The sequence below is a fragment of the Mesorhizobium sp. P2_A8 genome (genome assembly GCF_056404935.1).
The window spans coordinates 49,313-70,954 of record NZ_JBFUDB010000013.1; the positions used below are offsets into that span (position 1 = coordinate 49,313).

Below are 21,642 nucleotides of genomic sequence, written 5' to 3' on the forward strand. Positions count from 1 at the left end.
CGGCAGGCGCGGTTCTACGCCGCGCCGCCATCCGCTCTCTAACGTTGCTTTTGCCAAGCGCTAGCATCTGGGACTTGCTGGCTCTGGGCACGCCTGGTGGACCCAAGCCGCAGTCTTAAGCTGCATTGCTGAGTAGGTGCGTTACTTACTAAGCAACTTCTTGCAGTAGCGAATCGCCAGTTCGGTTGTCGGCGCGAGCAGGTCGTCGGAAGCTCCGAAGGTCGGCGTGTGAAGTCCCGTTTCGTTGCCCGGCTCCTGGCTGCCGAACCAAAAGTAAATGGATGGAACGCAGCTGGAATAATAGCCGAAATCATCACTTCCTGAGAGGGTTGGTGGTTCAACGAATTTGGTCTTACCAACTGTCTCGACAACGAGATCTCGAAACAGCGTAACCATATCAGCATCGTTGACAACGGGCGGATCGCCAAGGTGCGACGTAAACAGCGCCTCGCCACGGTGGGTCGCCGCAATGCCCTCCGCGACCTCGCGAACCCGGCGCACCAAATCCGCCCGTCGCTCGAGGCTGGTGGTCCGTATCGTTCCCGTCAGTGAGACGGAGGAACAGATGATATTGCGAGCCTCACCCCCCTGGATGGTCCCGACGCTGATAATGGCACGGTCCTCACTGGGAAACTCCCGCGACACCACCTTTTGGACCTCATTGATGAAGGCCGCAGCAATCGCGATTGCGTCGACCCCTTCGTGCGGCATCGCTCCGTGCGCCATTGCGCCTTTGAAAACGAGGTCGAACTGGTCGGCTGACTTGGTCGCCGCGCCCACCCGCGCCCCGTAAACCCCCGCAGGGATACTTGGCAAAATATGAAGCCCGACGGCCGCATCGAAACCTTCCAGAAGCCTTTCGTTCAGAACCGTCAGGCCGCCCACCGGCTCCATTTCTTCTGCAGGTTGAAAAAATACCCTCACCCGCCCGGAAAATTCCGCCCTCATGCGATGGAGGGCCACCGCCGTTCCGAACGCGATCGAGGTATGCATGTCATGGCCACAGGCGTGCATGCGGCCGGGTATAGCTGACTGGTACGCCAGATCATCCCGTTGTTCCTGGATTGGTAAAGCATCAATGTCCCCGCGCAACGCCAGGGACCGGGAAGGGCCCGCGGCCAGTCCGTGAATGTCTACATAGAGGCCCGTCGCGTGGAATGTCTTCGCGTCAGTTAGGCCAAACATTTCTAACGCTTGGCGTATCCTTGCCTGCGTTTTCCATTCATTGTTGGATAGTTCGGGCTCGCGATGCATAGCGTGGCGCAGTTCAATAACGGCATGACGCTCTTCGTTCGACAGAAGGGGGCGGGAAACTTCGGTCATCTGATGTTCTCAAAATGGACGCGCAGATCTTATTTTTACACGTATGACAAGCGGCGAAACCGCTTGATTAGGCGTTTCTACGCGCAATTTAGGCATACGGGGCCCAACTCATGGTCAAATCCGCCTCCGTATCTTGCTACAGTGCGTAAAATTCAATCCCCCACCAGGGTCGTTTCGCCCTCAAAGAAGTTTTTCACCCGGTGGCACGGTTACGCTCGTCACACAAGCTGGTCCACGTAAGGAATTAAACCGCTTTGATACAATTGTCTGACATCAAAGACGCACGCCAACGGATCAGCGATGCCGTAATCGATACCCCCTTGGTCGGTTCCGCTGGGCTCTCGCACAGATGCGGTTCTAATGTCTTCCTTAAAAAGGAGCACCTTCAGCGGACGGGGAGCTTCAAACTCCGCGGTGCGACGAACGCCATACGACAGCTCACCGTAGAGCAAAGAGAACGGGGCGTTGTGACAGCCTCGACAGGCAATCATGGACGCGCAGTCTCGGCTGCCGCCATGGCGGCCAAGGTACGCGCCACAGTATGCGTTTCAAATCTGGCCCACGAAAACAAAATCGCAGAGATCCGTCGCCTCGGCGCCGATTTGCGGATCGTGGGCAGCTCATACGATCAAGCCGAGCGCGAGGCTGAACGCCTCGCGGACCATGACCGTCTTGAAATGATCCATCCCTCCGACAATCCGGCGGTCATCGCAGGCCAAGGCACGATCGGCCTCGAGATTGTCGAAGCGCTACCCGACGTCGCGACGGTGCTTATAGCTCTGGGGAGCGGAGGTCTGGCTGCGGGTGTTGGACTGGCCATTTCGACGTTGAGGCCCAATGCCAGGATCATTGGGATTTCCATGGATCGAGGTGCCGCCATGAAGGCCAGCCTTGATGCGGGCCATCCTGTAGAGGTGGAAGAATTTCCAAGTCTTGCCGACGCACTCTGTGGGGGCATCGGTCTCCAGAACAAGCTGACGTTCGCTGCATGCCAGAGCCTGCTTGATGATGTTATACTTGTGAGCGAGGACGAGATCTCCGAGGGCATCCGGTATGCCTATGACGAGGAGCGCGAGATTATCGAAGGCGCAGGAGCGGTGGGCCTTGCGGCGCTTCTTGCAGGCAAGGTCCCTGCCCTCAAAGGTCCCGTAGCGGTCATTATGTCAGGCGGAAACATCGATATGGCGCTGCACCGGCGGGTTATCTCCGCCGCGCACAACGTTTTCTAGCAGGTCAGCTAATGCAAGAAGTTACCGTCCTCACCGAACAAATCCTACGAAATCTCGTTCCACTCGACCTGGAAGCTATTCGTTGCATCGAGGACGCGTTCCACGCGCTCGCGACGAAATCCGTGAACATGCCGCCAATATTGCGGCTGGACATTCCGGAACATCACGGCGAGGTCGACGTCAAAACCGCTTATCTAAGTGGTCTTGACACCTTTGCCGTCAAAATCGGACCCGGGTTTTTCGATAACCCCCGCATCGGACTGCCAAGCACGAGCGGCCTGATGGTAGTGCTATCCAGCACCACCGGCTTTGTGCGTGCGGTCTTACTTGACAATGGATACCTGACCGATATCCGCACCGCCGCAGCTGGCGCCGTAGCGGCGAGGCACCTCGCCAGGGACGATGCGTCGATCGCGGCTGTTCTCGGCGCTGGCGTGCAGGCGAAACTCCAATTGCAGGCCCTCGCCCTGGTCCGGCCGATCTGCGAAGCCAGACTGTGGTCTCGCGACCGCTCGAAGGCTGCGAGCGTGGCAGAGGAGCTTTCTGACCGCTTGGGTTTCCCGATCCTTGCTTGTGACGATCCCCGTACAGCCGTTGCAGGCTCGGACATTATTGTAACGACAACCCCAGCCATCCAGCCGATCTTGTTTGCCGATTGGCTTGAGCCCGGCCAGCACGTCACCGCCATGGGATCCGATGCTGAGCACAAAAATGAAATCGATGCGGCCGCAATCGCGCGCGCAGATTTATATGTAGCCGATAGCCTCGCCCAAACGCGGAGGCTAGGCGAGCTCCACCACGCCCTTGCCGTTAATGCCGTACGTTCAGACCAACATCATTTGGAGCTCGGCCAACTCGTCGCGGGGTTGGCGGTCGGTCGTACGACGAGAAACCAGATCACAATCGCTGACCTGACTGGCACGGGAATCCAGGACACCGCAATTGCATCGCTTGCCTTCCATAGAGCGAATAAAGTCTATGCYGGGATCCCGATTTGGAACTGAAACAGCTTAGATTAATAACTTGCGGCCTTCAGCCGATCGACATAGATCGGCGCTTGTGAAGTCGGCTATTGCTCCATAGGCAAGTTTATCGGGTATTGGTTTGAACTCCTGGCAGTTGCCAAAGCCAAGTCTGAAGGCTGACTGATGATATATGACATAGTGTCCTTTACGTCATATACGATGCACCGTGTGCCGGCGGGCAAAGTCAGTTTCATGCCCTGTAAAACGGGGTTTTTCGGGGCACCGTCAACACCTGCGGATAGCTTTCAAACAGCGCTTTCCATCTCCAAGAACCGTCATCGGAAATTGGCGAGGAAGCTTGGTTCGATCCGAGAGTCGATCTTGGTATCCTTAGCTCGATTGATTGAAGCTCGAATGCGCCGTCGTACAGGAGAGACGAAGGTTTTTCAGATTCGAGAAAGCAGGAGCCCGAGGCCCGCACAGCCGAAACTGACCGCCAAGACTCCTTCAATTCCCCACCGCGCCCGCCGATACATGCTGACCATGGGTTGCGTGGAAAACACGACGGCATATCCGCAAAAAATCGTCACGCTCAGCACCGCACATCCTGCGAGAATGAGGATTACGTCCGTCGCCGAGGCATCCTTGCCGAGTCCAAGTGTGACCAACGCTATCCAGGCAAGAATCGACTTGGGATTGCTTAGATGTATCAGCAGACCACGCCTATAGAGCGCCAAGCCAGACACCGGCCGGTTGGCCCCCCAGCTGTGGCACACTGTCAGGCTTGTCGGGTGTCAAAGCTCCCCTCGCCGCCTTGACCGCAAGAAAGAGCAGATAACAGCCCTAGAATTTTCAGGACGACGAGAGCCTTGGCATAGCTGGCAAAAAGGGCGGAAACGCCCGTGGCCGCCATGACGCCCCAGAAAACCGAGCCGGTGACAACGCCGGCGGCCAGAGCGAAGGCGGCCTGGCGGCCTTGATGCATCGCCGTTCCCATGATCCGCATGGTGCTCGGACCCGGGCTGCCGGCTGCGATAACATAGGCGGCATAGACGAGTAAGAGATGGCTTAGGTTATGGCCCATCACAGATCCTTTGCCCGACGAGGTCCATCTGGCCTTGCTTTACACATTGGGGGTTGCGCCTAGGGCCTGCATTAGGTCGTCGATAATGTCCTGAGGGTGCTCGAGCCCTACGGACATTCGCAGCAGTCCGCTTGGCGCTTTGGACTTCGCACCCTCCACGGATGCGCGATGCTCGATCAGAGAGTGCGTCCCGCCAAGGCTTGTCGCCCGGACAATTAGCTTAAGGCGGCCAGCCACGGCCATCGCAGCATCGGTTCCACCTTCAACGATAAAGGAAAGCATCGCTCCGTAACCGCTCATTTGCCGCGTAGCAAGATCGTGTCCCGGATCATCTTGCAGGCTTGGAAAGAGCACTCTCTCGACGCGTGGATGAGGCGCCAAGGCCTCCGCAATTTTCTGGGCGCCTTCGCAATGAGCACGCATGCGGATCGGCAAGGTCTGCAGCCCCCGCAATGCCAGCCAACAGTCGAAGGGTGCTGCGACGCTGCCCTTGTGTTTCTGGACCATCCGTAGCGGCCGTCCGAGTGGCGACGATTGCGGGACAACAACGACGCCCGCCATCAGATCCGAGTGGCCACCAATGTACTTTGTTGCCGAGTGCATGACCGCATCCGCCCCGAATTCAAGCGGCCGCTGAAGCACGGGCGTTGCCCAGGTATTATCCACCACCGCTATGGCGCCGGCCTCGTGCGCGATTTTGCAGATGGCCGAAATGTCGACGACGCGGATCATCGGGTTCGAGGGCGTCTCGACCCACACGAGGCCAGTCGGCTTTGAGGTGACCGCGGCACGCACCGCATCCAGATCCCGCATATCGACCGCGGCGAAGTCGAAGCGAGACCCGATATCGGTTTCGTCGATCAGCGAGCGGATGCCAAAATACATATCGTCGGGAAGAACGATCCGTCCCATCGGGGGATAGTTTTCAAAGACAGCAGCGATTGCAGCCATGCCCGACGCAAAGGCTATGCCTTCGTGTCCGCCTTCAAGCGCGGCCATCGCCTTCTCGAATGCATTGCGCGTCGGATTGGCATCGCGGGTGTACTCGAACCCAAACGGAAACGAGCCGTCCGCGCCGCGCTCGAACGTCGTGCTGGTATGAAGCGGCAATGAAACCGCGCCGGTGGATGGATCGACAGCTCGACCGCTATGGATTGCCTTCGTTTCTAAGCGCACTCGCCAATTCCTTTTAAAAGCGCGGTTGCAATTTTGAGCCGGTCATTATATTGACCGTAAGCGATGCAAAAGCCGAAGTCAATATAATGACCGACACTCCGACACCTTTAGAGACCGAGCAGGAGCTGGGCCAGGCGATTGCGATCCGGATTCAGGATCTAAGACGCGACCAAAAACTAACGCTCGATGGATTGGCCAAACTGACCGGCCTTTCCAAAGGCACGGTTGTGGCTCTTGAACAGGGTAAGGCAAACCCGAGTATCGCCATCCTTTGCCGTCTAGCGGCGGCGTTCTCCCTATCGGTTGCCGATCTGCTGAACGACGAACCATCCTCAGCACCCGAACACCCGATCGAACGAAGTATTTCCAGGACGCTTTGGACGAGTGCCAAAGGCAGCCAGGCAAAACTTCACACATCGACCTCGGGACGCACGATGTTTGAACTTTGGAGCTGGGTCCTCATGCCGGGTGATGTGTTTGCCGCCGATGCGCACAGTCCCGATACGCGCGAACTGCTCTCGGTTACCCAAGGCTCGCTCAAGGTCACGGTGGGCAGCGACGAGATCATTCTAAATGCAGGCGAGAGTGCGCGCCTCGTTACCGATCAACCCCACTCGTATGCCGCGGCATCCGACGTGCCCGCCCACTTCTCGATGGCGGTGCTTGAGCGCGGCGGACAGCGGGTTCCGGCCCCATCTTCGCCGGCACCGACGTCGCCTCTGGCTGTTTCGCAAGACCTCGCAGACCACTAACAACCCCCTCGCGACAGGAGATCCCCGTTGTACGTTCCTCCGCATTTCGCCGTGCCCGATCAGAATGCGCTCTTCGATCTTATCGAAAAACACCCGTTTGGTATCCTGATCACCCACAGCAAAGGCGCACTCGACGCCAACCATATCCCTTTCGAGCTCGACCGCTCAAAGGGCGATAAGGGCGTCCTCAATTGCCATGTCGCCCGCAAAAACCCTGTCTGGGAGGAAGTCGTCAATGGCGACGAAGTCCTCGTCGTCTTCCGAGCGGCCGACGCCTACATCTCGCCGAACTGGTATCCCAGCAAACACGAATTCCATAAGCAGGTGCCGACCTGGAACTATCTCGTTGCCCACGCCCATGGTCGCATCACTGTCCGGGACGATGAGCGCTATGTGCGCCGCAACGTCGCGAAGCTCACTCACATGCAGGAGGCCAACCAGCCGGCCCCGTGGAAGATGGGCGACGCGCCGAAGGATTTCATAGACACGATGACCAAAGCGATCGTGGCTTTGGAGATCGAGATCACCAGCCTGGTTGGAAAATTCAAGCTCAGTCAGAACAAAGAGGTGCGCGACATCCAGAACGCCGGTGAGACTCTGACTGCGCAAGGCGCTGATGAGCTGGGACAGGCGATGCTCGAGGCTGCGGCGGCCAAATCCCAATAGCAACTATGTGCTAACCACAGGTCCTGGATTTCCCAACGGGTGACCTTGAGAGACAAATGCCTCGGCTCGCTTGAAACGGACCAGCATCTGACTGCCCCGCAATGAGACGCGTGATTGTCGATCCTGGCCTTCGGAGGCACGAACGAGCTTCGGCGACATTTCCCTGCACTCTCCCGCGCCTCAAGGCCCGGTAAGCAATCTTCGCTCAGCGCTCATAATCGTTATCGTTCGAGCGCTGAGTCTTGCGGTCCTGCTCTTCAGCCTGCTGAGCCTTCTGTTTGTTCGCGTCCTTCTGCTTGGCTTTCACCTTTTCCTGCTCAGTGCCGGTGCGCGGCGGCTCTGGCTGGCGGGAATCGTCGCGAGTTGGAAGGTGTCGGCCTCGTGCCTCGCGCTCGGGGAGCGGCTCGCCACCGCCACCACCACGACGCTGCTGCTGCCGCTCGAATTGCAGCCGAGCGAGACGGTCGTGCATCTTGTCGTTGACCTCTTCACGATACTGTTCGAACTGTCCTTGATGTGCTGGCGGCAGCGTCTCGCGCATGTTGTCCAGAGCCTGATTGACGCGGGCCATCTGACGCCGCATTTCCAAGGGGGTTTGCGCCATGTTCAAATCTCCTATCAGTGCACTCAATTCTCTCATACCGGGATGGGACAGGAAAGACTTCTGCCCCAATTGATCCGTCTCGCGACGCGCGCCGGGACCTGGTTGCCCCTCCCCTGTCCGATCGCGACGGAACTGCAGAAAATTGTTGCCGATCGACTCCGCTGCCGTGAGAGCCTGACCGACTACGCCCGCGGTCCGCATCGTGGTCACAGTCTTTTGCCATGCGGCAGCGATTGCATCGCCGTTCACGACAACGGATTGTCCATCCAAACGCCGTTGCCGTTTGGCCTCCACCCGCTCGATCGTCCGGGCGCTGACCTGGTAGCGCGGATCGGTCTGGGCGCGGCTGTAGGCTCCGGCATGCTCCTTCGTGAAGGGCCGCGTCATCGCATGATCCATGCGCCGCGTCGCCACCATCGCAATGCCGTTCTCGCGTGCTTTTTCCGCAAATGTCTCGCGCCAAGCTGCCAGATCTGGCTTGTAGAATTTCAGGCGCTCGCCGTCGGCAGAGCGCGCCTGCAACATCGCATGGATATGGACGTGCTTGGTGTCCTTGTGATGCGCCAGGACGAACTTGTATCCTGGCGCGCGCTCCTCAAGCACCGCGCGCGCCGCGGCCATGACCGCGTTGGCATCGGTGCCGGCCTTTGCCGAGAAAAGCAGGTGATAGGCATTGCGGCGTTCACGTCCCGAAAACTGCGGGCGCCATTGTTCATAGACCGAGGCCGCCGCCTTGGCGGGGTTCCTCGCGCCCCGGATTGGCTCGCCGTTCGCAGTGCGGACGTCTTTGTTTGTACGGATGAACTTTTGCAAAAAGTATTTCGCTTTGGGTTCACGGCTGACGGCCGCCGTTACCTCTGCGTTAGCTACCACCCCCGCCGCGCTCATCGCCTCAGACAAGCGCGCCTCGATCTTGTCGAGCGCCTTGCTGCGCGAATTCTCCCGACCACCGGCCAGGACTCTGGCAAGCGGTCCGGCCCGCTCATCCGTGTGCGCGTAAGCCTCCACCGTCTGACCGTCCTGAGCATAGATGAACGGTTTTGCACCGAAGGCCTTGTTCAACGCTTCGCTCAAGGCGGCATCGGTAACCTCGCCGGCCAGCTCGAACCGAACCTCGATAAAATTGGTGTTTTCCAGGGGCGGTTCAAACGTCTGGCAAAATGTTTCCAGGAACGCTTTTCGTGCGGCACCTGTCGCAAGGACCTGCCCATCCTCGTCAAAAATTTCGATGTCGTGTTTCTCGCCGTTTTCATCCTCGCGCCTCCCGATGTAATTGAGCAGCCGAGCGGCGGCTTCCTTGGTCGATGGCGGATTCGCCATGACCTTGAACACCGCAGGCTGCGCGCCCGCCGCATAGCCCGCCCGTGCCGCGACGGCCCGCGCCTGATAGGCGACCCGCGCCGCCCGTCCTGTACCGCTCGCGTGAGCCGCACCACGGCCGCCGCCGCTCCGCCGCTTCCAGTCTTCCTCCTCCTCTTCCGGCCGGAAACCGGCGAGCGTGATGCCATAGACCATGATCGGCGCGCTAACGGTCTTGGGCGAGCTCGCAGCCGCCGCGGACTTCGATGCCCTGCTGGACATGGAGCTCCCCGCCGCCCCCAATCCTCCCGGCGACGAACGAGGGGCGTTCCTGCGCCCACCTGTCGCGCCGGTTTGTCCTTGCCCGAGGCGTCCGCCGCCAACGGTCCGCTCAGAACTCTTCATGGCCTGGAATTCGCTCGCCTCGCCTCGGGCGCTCGTCGCGGACTTGTCGTCGTCCAGCTCCTCATGCTTCACGCCGGCAGCGCCCCGCAGATAGCGTTCGATTTCGGCTGCGTAGCCAGCAAGACGACCGCTCATGGCCTGGCCTGCCTCGCCTTGCGGGACCCGCCGGTCATCGCCTTCAGTTCCTCGCGGAACTGCCGCACGAGGTCGCCCACGGCGATCAACGCCTGTTCAAGATCCTCATCATGGGCAACACGGCCGTCGTTCATGGCGCGCACGGCCTGATTGAAATTGATGCCGACACGCCGCAGCTGATCGGTCATGTCCAAGATCGCCGGCCGCAACGCCTCTGACGCGATAGGCAGATGCCCGACCTCTGCCCGCACCAGACGCCGGACGACCTCACTGACGGTTGCGCCCTCCCGCTCCGCACAGGCTTTGAGGCTGGCCAGCTCGTCAGCCGAAAACCGGATGTGCGTGACCTCGCCATAGCGTCGTGACGCACTCTTGACCGCTCCTTTTTGGGCATCTGCATCCATATATCTCAAGCCCGCTTGCGGGCGCTAAGGCCCACCAGGGCCGCGCCGCCTATTTTGTGTGTATCACAAAATAGGCTATCCTGCCAAATAAAAGAGAAAGCAGAGGATTGAAAATTACGGGCGCGCGTCTTCTCACCAGCCCAGTTTCCAGCGGCAGCGGCGCGGGCGAAACGTTCCCATCGTGGTTTGATGCGATGTGTCTATGATGCGCTGACGACTTGTTTCCATGTTAACATGGAAACATCAGCCCTCTGATGCCTAGTCGGAAAAGCGTAGTCGGAAATGCGCAGTCGATGGGCCACCGGACCCCTTCTTTCCTGAAGATAGCAGCTGCGCAAAAACTGCAACTTTAGCGAGCCCTTATCTATGCGCGCCTGGGTTGCCAAGCCAGTCTTCCCCGTTGACTATGTCATCATGTTTCGACCGTGATTTTGTTTCATGTGTCCATGATGACTTGTTTCCATGTTAACATGGAAACAAGGAGACAACGCCGGAAAGAGGCCCCCATGATCATCTCCTCTGCGATCCCCAAGGGCGGCACTGGCAAATCGACGATGCTGCGTGCCCTCGCATCCGTCGCGCTAAATAGGGGCTATTTGGTCACTCTCATCGACGGCGACCGGCGGCAGAACATGAACCGCTGGTTCCAGATGCTGGGCGAAGCTGGCAATCGTCCTGACAGGCTCCAGATGGTGAGCGCGATGACCCCACAGGAAATCCTTCGCGCGGCAGCCACTCACAACGGGGAACGCTCGGTCGTCTTGATCGATACGGAAGGCACCACAAACGACAACCTCATGGCCGGGCTCTTCGCCGCCGATATTGTCGTCGTGCCGGTCTATTTTGCCCTCGACGATGTGACCGCCGCCATCCAGATCACCGACCACTACATTCCGCTGGCGGTCGAGAGCCGGGGGAGACCGCTGCCTGCGATATTCGTGCTGACCAAGCAGACCATCATCGATGGCAGGGCGCGAGCCCTGACCGAACTGCGCGCCATCATCCAGGCCAACGGCACGCCGATTGCAGAACACGTCCTGCACAATCGTGTTGCCTACCGCGACCTTCAGACCGGGCAGACCCTTTACAGCCCCGCGGAGCCTGACGCCAAGGCGATTGCCGAGAGCGAAGGGGTTTTCGACGACCTTCTGCAAACCTTCATCGAAGCCACAAGGAATGCGGCATGAGTGAAGAAACCGCACCGAAACCCGGTGACGACAAGAAAGCCCGCATGATGAAGGCGATCTCCACGCAGCCGCCGGCGCTGCCCAGCATGTTCATCCCACCGAAGGCCGAGCCGTCAGGGAACAAGGAGCAAGCTGCGCCACTGATGCAGGAATCGACAAATCCGTCACCGGCAGTCGGGCCCGATTTCCGCAAGCTGTTGCGGCAGGGTCAGAAAAAGGACCCCATCGCCGGAAAGAAGATTCGCGAGGAGGAGATGATCCGCTGCGGCTACTATTTGACGGCTGCGGAGCAGCGCCAGTTCAAGTTGCTGGCGATTAGCAACGGGCACAGCATGACCGAACTGCTGCGAAAGGCTGTCCAGGACTATATCCGCATTCATAAGCACAAACTGCCGAAGGAATAATCGGCGGTTTGGAGTCGCTGTCTCTTGCTGTAGCGGGTGATGTTCGTGGCTCTTTTGCGACGCGCAAAAAAAGGGCCCGCGACGGAACACTCCGTCGCGGGCCCTGAGACGTGTTGCCTACTTGGGTTGGTTGAGGTGTTTCATTGGCCGAGGATTGTGTCTCGCACCGGACGCCCGCTGGCTGCCGCTTTGTCGTCGACCAGCTTTGCGGCCAGTTTGGCCGACAGCGGGATGAAGTCGTAGCCGTGTGAGATGGCAGCGCGGTGAAGATCCTCAAGCGTTTCGAAAGCGCGATCGTGGGTGCCGAGCCAAAGACCGGGCTCGTCGGTTTCTTCGTGCGGGAACGCTTGAAGGAAGTAGGTTCGAAGTGGCGGGTCGTAGCCGATGACAGCGTCTGGGTCCGAGCGGCCCTGTCCGGTGACGATGCCAGTGACAGTGATGGTGTAGCGGCTCATTGCAACCTCCTTTTGCCGGTTGGGAAGCCGGCCCCTCGAAGGGGCCGGCTTCCGATGCCTCACTGGGGGTTGTTCCAGAGGATGACCTTCTTGTTTTCCTCGCCGCCGGGGGCGGGAGCGAGGTTGCCGAAGATGACGCCGATCTCGGGGGCTTCCAGCTTGACCGAGAGGTATCCCTCGCCCGAACGCTGGGAGATGCGGTGCCAGCCGGCTCCGATCTCGAAGCCCGTGCGCTTGTTGACGATCCGGTAGTCGGGGGCGTCCTCGCGCGACTTGTTGGTGTTCGGGATAAGGGTGATCGGAGCGTTGACCCGGAGCGTGGCAAAGACGCCTTCCATCGAGCCGTCGGCCTTGGTGGTGAGGTTTGCGATCGTGGTAGCCATGGTAGTTCTCCTTCGGTTGCATCGGGACCATTCCCGATGGCGCCAAAGGAGAGGGCCGTCCTGCTGCGGTCATCTCGGCGAAAATTCTGGAAAATTCTATTTGCCGAAAAATTGCGGGCAGGCCCTTCGCCTGCCCGCAGACCAAAAACAGAAATCGAATTTTCCTGAATATTCGCTGAGTGTACCCCCAACGGGGGTTGACCGCACAAAGCAGGCGGTCGTCTACAAAGGCGACATGAAACGGGAATGGCCCCGGATGCGGCAGATGGACAAGAACCCAGGCCGCCATCGCTTGACCGCCGACGCCACGCTGCCGGATCGCAGGAACATGCTGCAGCCTCTCGGGTCATGTCGTCGGCATTGCCAACACATCGAAAAACAGCCTGGCGCGTGACCGCCTTGCGTGTTCGGTATGGCGGCATAGCGGTTTCGAGATCGGGGCCGGCTGGCAGCGGCCTTCACGCCCCCTCGGGGATGATACCGCGCAGTCAGGTTGGATGACCCGGCAAGCCAGCATGTTGTTCGGCACGCTTGCACCCGCTTCAGAGGCGAGACGGGTCAAGATGATCATCCGCACAACGCCCCGCAGCTCTGCGCGTGGACCGGTTTCGAAAGGGGCCAGCTCCGTCCGCTCATACAAGTGGATTAGGCGACGAGAAGCCGGACCAACATATCGGATCGGACCCGCCGGGCTGTCGGCGGACCGCGCCCATATCATCCTGGCAGCGCCAGACGCTCATCCGGCGTCATGCGGGCTTCGGCTTGGCGGCGAATGTCGGGACCGGCATGGCGGAGCATGGCGCACCAGTCTTCCACATTGTACGTGGTCGCCACGCTGCCCCTGGCCAGATCGTAAATGACGCACGGCTTGTTCGCGATGGCGAGCCGAAGCACGTTGACGGCCGTGCCGGGTGATGCGCCGTCCCAGACCATCATCCCAAAGTCAGCGCGCCGCGCCATCTCCCGGTCTTTGGCGGCGTGGACAAAGTCCCCTGTGGCATCGTCAGGAGAAGGAACATGGTAGGCGGCCCAGTCGCCCAGATTATTGCGGGGCTCCTTGCCGGCATGGAAGACGCCGACATGCTCGTACTTGTAGCCCGCGAGCAGGCCCTGCGCCTCGGCATCGGCTCCCGAGGCGTCGCCAATCAGCACGCCGTGCTCGGCAGCAACGATTGCGCCGATGCGAGTGATGGCAGGTTCCGGCAGTTCGAATATCTCGCTTGATCCACCTATGAATATCATCGACATGGTGACTTTCCTTCTCTCCAGCGTCCCCCGCCCCGCGCTAGCCGCCCTCTCCCGCTGGCCCTGCGCGAGGGATCTCACCCGAAGGTCGAGACGGCCAAGCCGGCTCGGGAAGTGGCGGGACGCCGCGACTAGGGCCCGGCCGGCCGCAGGCCGGCGCGCCCGGACCTTGCCGCTGCCGGAGGCGCTACGTGCATCTGGCTAGTGGCGCTTCGCGCTTGGAGCTAGTTGTCTTTGTTGGCCAGCCAGAGGCTCACGTCCTGGATCGAGCGCATGGCCGCGAAAATGGAACGTCAATCCAGACGGCTGACGCGGCGGCCCTCGCTGCGCGCTTCGATAAAGGCGCCTGCGATCTTCATCATGAATGCCTTGCTGAACCGACCGAGGGGCTTGCCGTCGGCTTCGATATACCAGGAGCGTTCGGCAATATCGTAGTTGTATTCGTCAACCACGATCCAGCAGCGTTTGAGATCGGTCAGACCGGCGCGCCGACACTCGATAGCGGAGACTTCCAAACCGATCCGATCGCTGGTCGGTGGCTGGGTGGTTATCGCCAGGAGCGCGAGATGGGTCAAGCGATCTCTTGCGCCACGGACAGCGATGACCACGCAGGTCGGTCGGCTCTTGCGGCCTTCCGTTTCGCCGCGCTCGTGTTGCCATGCCCAAAGATACGGGTAGGAGATCACCTGACCAGGAAGAAATCTACCGCTCATCATCGTATCCTTCCCCGCGCGCCAAGCGGTCGATCTCGGCGGCGAAGAGTTCCGTGTGTTCCTCCGGCATCTCGGAGACATGGTATGCGCGGCGGGGATCGCCGCCGATGCGCATCCGTTCATAGTGCTCGTAGCTCATCAGCACGAACCGGGGTTTCCGGTGCTTGGTGAGAATAACGGGTTCGCGGCTGGCAACGTCGGTGACGTCGCCGACCTGCTTGTTGAGATCCCCCGTCGTGAACTGGCGCATGGCTGGACTCCTTGATCGGTCTCCATATTATCTGGATTTTCTGGATTTGCAAGAAAACGGCGCTCACGCGCCTCCCTCCGCGAACCGCCAGACGGGGATGCCCAGCCGACGCGCCTTGTCGGCGAGGTTGTCGGTGATGCCGGAGCCGGGAAAGACGATCAGGCCGTAGGGCACCACCGAGAGAAGCTGGTCGTTGCGGCGGAACGGGGCTGCCTTGGCGTGCCTGCTCCAGTCCGGCTTGAAGGCGATCTGGGTGACCTTCCGGTTCTCGGCCCAGCAAGCGGCGATGCGTTCGGCACCGCGCGGGCTGCCGCCGTGGAGCAGAACCATATCGGGATGTTTTTCGCGGGCCTTGTCGAGCGCGTCCCAGATCCGGTCGTGATCATTGCAGTCGAGGCCGCCCGCGAAGGCGATCTTGGTCCCGGCTGGAACGAGCACCTCGGTTTCGGCGTGGCGACGGGCGGCGAGGAAGTCGCGGGAGTCGATCACCGCCGCCGTCATCGCCTGATGGGAAACCTTGGAGCCGGTGCGCGGGCGCCATGCTGATCCTGTCTGCGCCTCGTAGAGGTCGGCGGCTTCGTCGCGCATGATTTCGAGCACGTTGCGGCGCTCGATATAGGTGATGCCCTCGGCCGTGAGCCGTTCGAGCTCGACCGACTTCACCTCGGAGCCGTCCTGCTCCTGCTGGCTTGAACGCTGGGCCTCCTCATTGCGATCGAGGCTGCGGGCGACTCGCTCGGCGGCACGGTGGAAGACGTTTGCGAAGGACCAGAGCAGGTCGTCGAGATCGGGTTCGAGCCTGGTGTCACCAAGCATGCCGGCGAAGGTTTCCACGATCCCGGCGAGGCCGGCCCGGATCACTTCGTCGTCGGGAAGTGGCCGAGGATCAGGTTCGTCCTGATGCGGGCGATGGCCGTACATCTGCAGTTCGAGGATGACGCGGTCGGTCGGCGAGGAGGCGTGGTAGGGCTCGTAGGCGTCGTCGAAGGGAAGCTCGTAGGTCATGGCGTGTCTCCATCGGTTATGGCCGCGCCCATCGCGGCCTGACAGCGCATCCCGGCCGCGCCCCAGGCGCGGCCGCACCGAAGGCCGGAGCGCGAGCGAAGGACGGCGCAGCCGTTGCGGCCGTGACCGGGGGGTGGCAGGGGTCGCCTCTCAGGCAGGCCGCGGGCGCGGCCTCTCTGGTGGAGCGCCGCCATGTCTGCAGGCTGTCCGGCGACGCCGAGCCGGCCCGCGTGCCGGCCCGACGCGTTCATCCGGGCGGCAGGAAGAGACGGGTATCCTTCGGGACGAGCTGATCGCTGAGCCACGCCGCGAGACGGGCGGGCCTGAGATGACGCAGGTCGTCGTTGAAATCGCCAAGCTTCGGCCGCAACACCAGGGCGAGGATTCCGGCTTCGCCGGCTCGCTGGCTGAGACGCTCGATGCCGCGCCGGCCGGCTGCGTCGGCATCGGCCGCGATGTAGAGGCGACGGCAGCCAGGCGGGAAGATCAGGCCGGCGAGGTGATTGGCCGAGGTGGCGGCTGCGACCGGCAGCGCCGGCATCACCGTCCGGAGCGACGCCATCGTCTCGAGGCCCTCGCCGGCGGCCATGACCGGGGCGAGCGCATCGGGCTCAAGGCCAAGCCAGATGGCGTTGGCCAGGAGATGACCCAGTGAGCGGCGTGGATCGGCGAGTTGCGCCTTGCCCTGACCCGAGGGATCAAGCCAGGTGCGTTGCAGGCCGGTGATCTGCCCGTCGAAGCTGGTGACAGCGGCAATCAGGGCAGGGAGCGTCTGCGTCTCGCCGGTCACGAAATCCCGGTAGTAGCAGCCGGGATGGAAGCGCAGGGCACGCTCATGCGCGGAGAGCAGAATGCCGCGGCCGGCGAGGTATCGTTCGGCCAGCGTGCCGGCGATCGGCTGCGACATGGCGAACAGGCGACGCGCCGCGTCGGGGGAGCCGCGTGCCGCGGCAGGCTGGCGCTGCGCGCCAAGGGGCTGGAGCGCGGGCTGGGGCGGTGGCAGCGGCATGGAGAGGAAGCGACGTGCTTCATCCGCGACCTCGCGGAAGTCGACCAGACCACAACACTGCTCGATGACGTCGAGCAGGTCGCCATGTTCCCCCGACGACTCGTCGACCCACTTTCCGGCTGCCTTGCCGCCCACCGCTTTGAGCCGCACATGCATGGAGCGGCCGCGCGTATTGCGGACATCGCCGATCATCCAGTAGTTGCCGGAGCGATGGCCATTGGAGAGATATTCGCGGCACACCGCCTCGGCATGCTCGCCAAGGCGGCGCGCCAGCTCGGAGGCCGAGACGGTCATGATCGTCTCCCCTCACGCCGCTGCCGCGCGGTCGGTGACGCCGACCAGTGTGTGGCGGTCGAGCAGCGCGGCGAGGATGAACGGCCCTTTCTCGCTCGTCGGGATGAACAGTCGGAGCTTCCATGAGATGATTTCGGAGATCAGCCCCAGCGCCTTCAGCCGGGGAACAAAAGCGTCGGTAAAGCCGACCAGCTCGATACGGTGGTCGTTCATGACCCGACTGCGGCGCAGGATCAGGCCATCGGCGAGTTGCAGTCCGATCCTGCCTTCCACGAGCCCGGTCCAGGCATCTTGCGGGACGAGCGCCGGCACATGATCGAGCCCTAGATTGCGCAACATGGTCGCGACAAGGGTCGGCGCGATGTGACGCCCGATGATGCGTTCGCCGGCATCGGTCTGGATCCGGTAGACCTGGCAATCATGGTCCGGCAGCCGACGCCAGATCGGCAACATCAGACCCGTCACGATGTGAAAGGTGYTGGTGGTGAACTCCGGGACGGCGGCGACTTCTTCCTGCCATAGGTCGCAGAACAATTTTCGGTCGGCCGGCTGCCAGTGGGTCTCGGCAAGGGCATCGAGACCGAAGCGCAGTTCGTCCGTCGGCCGCAGCAGGCGCACTCGCTGCTCTATCGCGCCGTCGTCGAGCATCAGGCTCGCTGTCGGCAGCTGTATCGCCGCACGGTTCGACCGCGTGTTGACCAACAGAACCGATTGCGGTTCCGCCCGGACGATGGCCAGCGCGTCGACGAGGCTGCGCGGCCGAATCCGATCCTTGCGTGCGACGGTCAGCACATGCGACTGCGCGCCCGAGACTGGGTGCGCGTAGACGGTGCGGCGATCGGTGACGACGATACTCTCCGCCGTGATCGTCTCCAGTCCCCTATCGTAGTTGCCGGCGGCGATGGCGCCTTCGATCTTGGCCGCCATCAGTTGTTCGAATACTTCGAACAGCAGGTTTTGGGTCTCGATCCGCAACGCCAGCAGGCGATTGAGCCAGGTCGTGATCGGCGGCAGTTCGTCGAGCAGCCCGCCCTCGTCGGTCGTCAGCGACAGCCCGGTCACGGTTTCGAAGGTGGTGAGCGAACAACCTTCGATCCTGCCCTGATGCAGCAGCAGGTAAAATTGGCGAAGTGCGGCCCGCGCGTAGGGGCTTTCGAGATTGTCCTCGGCGCGGAACAACCCTGCTCCGCCGGTCTGGCGCTGGCCGCGCGTGATCGCACCTAGCGTGTCGAGCCGTCGTGCGATCGTCGACAGGAAGCGCTTGCCGGCTTTCACGTTCGCGGCCATGGGCCGAAACAGCGGCGGTTGCTTCTGATTTGTGCGGTGGGTCCGCCCGAGACCCTGGATGGCGTTGTCGGCGCGCCAGCCGGCCTCAAGCAGATAGTGCTTGCGCAGCCTCTGGTTCCTGACCCCGAGATCGGCGTGGTACGAGCGGCCCGTGCCGCCGGCGTCGGAAAAAATCAGAACGCTCTTGTCGTCATCCATAAAACTCTGGGTCTCGGCGAGATTCGCCGAGGCCGGGCGGTTTTCCACGGCCAGCCGGTCGATGCCGTCGCGGCCGGTCTTCTTCACGATGCGGCGCGACCGGCCGGTCACCTCGGCGACGGTGTCGGTGCCAAAGTGGTGGATGATCTGGTCGAGCGCGCTGCCGACCGGCGGCAGCGATGCGAGTTTTTCGACCATCTCGTCGCGCCGGCGAACGGCCTCCCGGCATTGAACCGGATTGCCATCTTCGTCGTGGACAGGCCGCGAATAGACGTTCCCTTCCGCGTCCGAATATTCCTCGAACAATTGGGTTGGGAAGGAGTGCATCAAGTAGCCGCCGACGTACTCGCGCGGCGTGACGTCGACATGCAGGTCCGACCATTCCTCGGTGGGGATTTCGGCAAGGCGTCGTTCCATCAGCGCCTCGCCGGTCGAGACGATCTGCACGACCGCCGAATGACCGTCGGCGCGGTCCTGCTCTATCGCGCCGATCAGGGTCGGCGTCATCATTGAGGTGATGAGATGGCTGAAGAAGCGCTGCTTGGTGCTCTCGAAGGCTGAACGCGCCGCCGATTTTGCGTCGCGGTTCAGCGTGCCGGCCTCCCTGGTGATGTTGGTCGCCTCGAGTGCGGCAGTCAGGTTGTTGTGAATGACCTGGAATGCATCGGCATAGGCGTTGTAGATGCGGATCTGTTCGTCGCTCAGCGCATGCTCGAGCAGGTCGTATTCAACCCCGTCATAAGAGAGCGAACGCGCCGCATAGAGGCCGAGCGATTTGAGATCGCGGGCGAGCACTTCCATCGCCGCGACACCGCCATCCTCGATCGCGGCGACGAATTCGGCGCGGTTGGCGAAGGGAAAATCCTCGCTGCCCCAGATGCCGAGACGCTGCGCATAGGCGAGGTTCTCGACCGCCGTGGCCCCGGTTGCCGAGACATAGACGATGCGGGCATCGGGAAGGGCGTGCTGCAGCCGCAGTCCCGCCCTTCCCTGCTGCGACGGGGCGACGTCGCCACGCTCGCTTTTGCCGCCAGCGGCGTTGGCCATGGCGTGGGCCTCGTCGAAGACGATGACGCCATCGAACGATTTTTTCGCCGCCGACGGGTTTTCTCCAATTCCTGTCTGGCTTTCGGCCCTCCCTGCCGACTCTTCTCCGTTCCCTGTCGGGCCTCCGGCCCTCCCCGCCTCTTGGCCCACCCAGTCGAGGATCTGGGCAATCCGGGATTTCTTGCCTTCCCGTTCCTGCGAGCGCAGCGTCGCGTAGGTTGTGAACAGGATGCCCTCGGCAAGGCGGATCGGCGTGCCCTGCCGATAGCGCGACAGCGGCTGGACGAGAAGTTTTTCCTGACCAAGTGCCGCCCAATCGCGCTGGGCATCTTCCAGTAGCTTGTCCGACTTGGAAATCCAGATCGCACGGCGGCGGCCCTGCAGCCAGTTGTCAAGGATGATGCCGGCGACTTGCCGTCCCTTGCCGCAGCCGGTTCCGTCGCCCAAAAACCATCCACGGCGGAAGCGGACAGCGTTCGCAGCCCCTTCTGGCGCGGCCGAGACGACATCGCAGGTCTCGTCAACCGTCCAGGTGCCGGCGAGATGGCCGCAATGGGCTTCGCCAGCATAGATGACGCTTTCTAGCTGGGCGTCCGACAGCAGGCCCTCGTCGATGATCGCATCATGCAGAAGTGGCCGATAGGAAGGTTTTGGTGGCGCGACGGCGGCCATTGCGGCCGACTGCACGAGCGGCGTCGGATGCGGTTTTGCGCGGGGAATGTCGATCGACTGAAGCGCGTAGGGTTCGTAAATCGTGTCGGTGAGCCGGCCGCCGTCCTCCGGCATCCAGTCGCGTAGCTCATAGGCCAGGGGGACCGCCGGCGTGCTGTTTGCCTTGACCTGGCGGGCGGGTTTCGACCGCGCAATCGGACGGACCGATTGGATGGCCTTCGGAGCAAAAGTTGAGATTGTTAGGGGTGCGGCTCTTGTCCCCGATCGGGCAGCCATGTGCATGGCGGCATTGCGCGGGATGACGTTGGACACCGCGCCGATCGAGTCCGGAAAGCCGCCCGGTAGCCGGGGCGGCAGAGCCGTGATCCAGGCGAGCAGCGTTTCGACATCCTTGGCCTTGCCGGGTGACCGGATGAAGCTTTTCGGATCGGTGGCCGGTACCTTGTCGATAATTGTCAGGCGGGTCTCGGCCGTTGTCCCATGGCGGGCATAGACCCCGCCGTCGATCGCCGCGGTGAAGATGACGGTTCCCTGCTCCTGCAGCCGTTCGAAGGCGGGCCGCCATTTGGGGTGTTCCGGAGACAGCCCGGTGCCGGTGATGGCGACTAGGCGCCCGCCGGCGCGCAGGCGTGCGAATGCGGAAGAGAGATGCCGCCATGCCGCGTCAGTGACGTGGCCGTCGACATAGGCGCCGACGCTGAACGGTGGATTCATCAGCACGACGGACGGCTCGATGGCCGCGTCGAGATGATCATCGATATGGGCGGCGTCCTGCCGCGAGACGGAAAACCGTGGAAACAGCAGGCCGAGGAGATCGGCCCGCGTCGCTCCAAGCTCATTGAGGGCGATCGAGGCGCGCGCCAACTCGGCGTGGACGGCGAGCAGACCGGTGCCGGCCGAGGGTTCGAGAACCAGGTCGCAAGATGCGATCGCCGCGGCGTGCGCCGTGACGAAGGCCAGCGGCAGTGGCGTGGAGAGCTGCTGCATGGCCTGGCTCTCGTCGGACCGTCGCGTGTGGGTGGGAAGAAGTCCGACGATGCGCTTGATCATCGCCAGCGTTGCCTGCGGCGAGGTGGACCGGGACAGGATCGCAGGGCCGAACCGGCGCAAGAACAGCACCTGGGCGACTTCGAGCGCCTCATAGGCGTCCTTCCAAACCCAGAACCCTTGCGCATCGCTGCCGCCAAAACTGGTCATCATGGCGGTGCGCAGTGCGGCGGTGGTGACAGGCTCGCCCTGCTCGAGGAAAGGCAGAAGCAGCATTGCCGCTTGATAGATCGCTTGAGCGTTGTTGATGGAGGCCGGCGTCGGCGCGTCGAGGGGAGCAGCAGTCTGGGCAACGGCCGGTGTGGTCGAAACAATGTTCATGGAAATGTCCTTCGCGAGAGGGGAGAGGCGCCCGCGCCCACACTCTCAGCGCGCCAGCCGGGCCACACTCCTCCCGGCTCCCC

At 61.9% G+C, this 21,642-nt stretch carries 18 protein-coding genes and 1 pseudogene; 6 read left to right on the forward strand and 13 right to left on the reverse strand.

The features are described from left to right. Window positions 1–141: 141 nt before the first annotated feature. Entirely contained in the window at window positions 142–1,323 is a 1,182-nt protein-coding gene (locus AC1D10_RS32315; RefSeq protein WP_477278863.1) for a M20 family metallopeptidase, read from the reverse strand. A gap of 263 nt (window positions 1,324–1,586) precedes the next feature. Between AC1D10_RS32315 and eutB the strand changes: the two genes are divergently transcribed. After that, on the forward strand, window positions 1,587–2,552 hold the full coding sequence (gene eutB / locus AC1D10_RS32320) for a hydroxyectoine utilization dehydratase EutB (protein WP_477278865.1): 966 nt from the start codon (window positions 1,587–1,589) through the stop codon (window positions 2,550–2,552). Window positions 2,553–2,563: 11 nt separating this feature from the next. After that, complete coding sequence (locus AC1D10_RS32325) at window positions 2,564–3,556, forward strand: cyclodeaminase (protein WP_477278867.1); 993 nt, start codon at window positions 2,564–2,566, stop codon at window positions 3,554–3,556. A 407-nt stretch (window positions 3,557–3,963) separates the two neighbouring features. Here AC1D10_RS32325 and AC1D10_RS32330 read toward each other — a convergent pair. After that, window positions 3,964–4,601, reverse strand: a pseudogene (locus AC1D10_RS32330) (LysE family translocator). A 39-nt stretch (window positions 4,602–4,640) separates the two neighbouring features. After that, window positions 4,641–5,777, reverse strand: coding sequence for a trans-sulfuration enzyme family protein (locus AC1D10_RS32335; protein WP_477278869.1), 1,137 nt, complete (start codon window positions 5,775–5,777; stop codon window positions 4,641–4,643). Between the two features lie 86 nt (window positions 5,778–5,863). Here AC1D10_RS32335 and AC1D10_RS32340 point away from each other — a divergent pair, with 86 nt between their 5' ends. Both AC1D10_RS32340 and AC1D10_RS32345 read left to right on the forward strand, forming a co-directional pair. Then, window positions 5,864–6,529: a helix-turn-helix domain-containing protein gene (locus AC1D10_RS32340; protein ID WP_477278871.1), complete on the forward strand. Its 666-nt coding sequence runs from the start codon at window positions 5,864–5,866 to the stop codon at window positions 6,527–6,529. Between the two features lie 27 nt (window positions 6,530–6,556). After that, entirely contained in the window at window positions 6,557–7,195 is a 639-nt protein-coding gene (locus tag AC1D10_RS32345; protein WP_477278873.1) for an FMN-binding negative transcriptional regulator, read from the forward strand. Between the two features lie 205 nt (window positions 7,196–7,400). Here AC1D10_RS32345 and AC1D10_RS32350 read toward each other — a convergent pair whose 3' ends face one another. After that, on the reverse strand, window positions 7,401–9,638 hold the full coding sequence (locus AC1D10_RS32350; RefSeq protein ID WP_477278875.1) for a relaxase/mobilization nuclease domain-containing protein: 2,238 nt from the start codon (window positions 9,636–9,638) through the stop codon (window positions 7,401–7,403). Further along, on the reverse strand, window positions 9,635–10,042 hold the full coding sequence (locus tag AC1D10_RS32355) for a plasmid mobilization protein (protein ID WP_477278877.1): 408 nt from the start codon (window positions 10,040–10,042) through the stop codon (window positions 9,635–9,637). Before AC1D10_RS32355 ends, AC1D10_RS32350 begins: the two co-directional genes overlap by 4 nt. Window positions 10,043–10,548: 506 nt before the next feature. Here AC1D10_RS32355 and AC1D10_RS32360 point away from each other — a divergent pair. Together AC1D10_RS32360 and AC1D10_RS32365 are read left to right on the forward strand one after the other, a co-directional pair. Then, window positions 10,549–11,229, forward strand: a complete 681-nt coding sequence (locus AC1D10_RS32360) for a nucleotide-binding protein (RefSeq protein ID WP_477279070.1) — start codon at window positions 10,549–10,551, stop codon at window positions 11,227–11,229. Beyond that, a complete protein-coding gene (locus AC1D10_RS32365) occupies window positions 11,226–11,633 on the forward strand; it encodes a hypothetical protein (RefSeq protein ID WP_477278879.1) in 408 nt (135 codons plus the stop codon). Before AC1D10_RS32360 ends, AC1D10_RS32365 begins: the two co-directional genes overlap by 4 nt. A gap of 140 nt (window positions 11,634–11,773) precedes the next feature. Here AC1D10_RS32365 and AC1D10_RS32370 read toward each other — a convergent pair whose 3' ends face one another. From AC1D10_RS32370 to AC1D10_RS32405, 8 genes are all read right to left on the reverse strand, one after another. Next, window positions 11,774–12,088, reverse strand: coding sequence for a hypothetical protein (locus AC1D10_RS32370; protein ID WP_477278881.1), 315 nt, complete (start codon window positions 12,086–12,088; stop codon window positions 11,774–11,776). 59 nt (window positions 12,089–12,147) lie between these two features. Continuing rightward, a complete protein-coding gene (locus AC1D10_RS32375; protein WP_477278883.1) occupies window positions 12,148–12,471 on the reverse strand; it encodes a DUF736 domain-containing protein in 324 nt (107 codons plus the stop codon). Window positions 12,472–13,185: 714 nt separating this feature from the next. Continuing rightward, entirely contained in the window at window positions 13,186–13,719 is a 534-nt protein-coding gene (locus AC1D10_RS32380) for a hypothetical protein (RefSeq protein ID WP_477278885.1), read from the reverse strand. A 290-nt stretch (window positions 13,720–14,009) separates the two neighbouring features. Then, window positions 14,010–14,429, reverse strand: a complete 420-nt coding sequence (locus AC1D10_RS32385) for a hypothetical protein (RefSeq protein WP_477278887.1) — start codon at window positions 14,427–14,429, stop codon at window positions 14,010–14,012. Further along, window positions 14,419–14,679 (reverse strand): type II toxin-antitoxin system prevent-host-death family antitoxin, encoded by a 261-nt coding sequence (locus AC1D10_RS32390; protein ID WP_057143280.1) that lies wholly within the window; start codon window positions 14,677–14,679, stop codon window positions 14,419–14,421. Before AC1D10_RS32390 ends, AC1D10_RS32385 begins: the two co-directional genes overlap by 11 nt. 63 nt (window positions 14,680–14,742) lie before the next feature. Continuing rightward, window positions 14,743–15,684, reverse strand: coding sequence for a DUF2493 domain-containing protein (locus AC1D10_RS32395; protein ID WP_477278890.1), 942 nt, complete (start codon window positions 15,682–15,684; stop codon window positions 14,743–14,745). Between the two features lie 247 nt (window positions 15,685–15,931). Next, the gene (locus AC1D10_RS32400; RefSeq protein WP_477278892.1) at window positions 15,932–16,987 is read right to left on the reverse strand and encodes a DUF7146 domain-containing protein; all 1,056 of its coding nucleotides are present in this window, start codon (window positions 16,985–16,987) and stop codon (window positions 15,932–15,934) included. 12 nt (window positions 16,988–16,999) lie between these two features. After that, window positions 17,000–21,559 (reverse strand): strawberry notch-like NTP hydrolase domain-containing protein, encoded by a 4,560-nt coding sequence (locus tag AC1D10_RS32405; protein WP_477278894.1) that lies wholly within the window; start codon window positions 21,557–21,559, stop codon window positions 17,000–17,002. Window positions 21,560–21,642 lie beyond the last annotated feature (83 nt).

Coding starts and splice junctions, on each gene's coding strand:
- AC1D10_RS32315 (WP_477278863.1), bottom strand. CDS start 1,323: ATGACCGAAGTTTCCCGCCCCCTTCTGTCGAACGAAGAGCGTCATGCC.
- AC1D10_RS32340 (WP_477278871.1), top strand. CDS start 5,864: ATGACCGACACTCCGACACCTTTAGAGACCGAGCAGGAGCTGGGCCAG.
- AC1D10_RS32350 (WP_477278875.1), bottom strand. CDS start 9,638: ATGAGCGGTCGTCTTGCTGGCTACGCAGCCGAAATCGAACGCTATCTG.
- AC1D10_RS32355 (WP_477278877.1), bottom strand. CDS start 10,042: ATGGATGCAGATGCCCAAAAAGGAGCGGTCAAGAGTGCGTCACGACGC.
- AC1D10_RS32360 (WP_477279070.1), top strand. CDS start 10,549: ATGATCATCTCCTCTGCGATCCCCAAGGGCGGCACTGGCAAATCGACG.
- AC1D10_RS32365 (WP_477278879.1), top strand. CDS start 11,226: ATGAGTGAAGAAACCGCACCGAAACCCGGTGACGACAAGAAAGCCCGC.
- AC1D10_RS32370 (WP_477278881.1), bottom strand. CDS start 12,088: ATGAGCCGCTACACCATCACTGTCACTGGCATCGTCACCGGACAGGGC.
- AC1D10_RS32375 (WP_477278883.1), bottom strand. CDS start 12,471: ATGGCTACCACGATCGCAAACCTCACCACCAAGGCCGACGGCTCGATG.
- AC1D10_RS32380 (WP_477278885.1), bottom strand. CDS start 13,719: ATGTCGATGATATTCATAGGTGGATCAAGCGAGATATTCGAACTGCCG.
- AC1D10_RS32385 (WP_477278887.1), bottom strand. CDS start 14,429: ATGAGCGGTAGATTTCTTCCTGGTCAGGTGATCTCCTACCCGTATCTT.
- AC1D10_RS32390 (WP_057143280.1), bottom strand. CDS start 14,679: ATGCGCCAGTTCACGACGGGGGATCTCAACAAGCAGGTCGGCGACGTC.
- AC1D10_RS32395 (WP_477278890.1), bottom strand. CDS start 15,684: ATGACCTACGAGCTTCCCTTCGACGACGCCTACGAGCCCTACCACGCC.
- AC1D10_RS32400 (WP_477278892.1), bottom strand. CDS start 16,987: ATGACCGTCTCGGCCTCCGAGCTGGCGCGCCGCCTTGGCGAGCATGCC.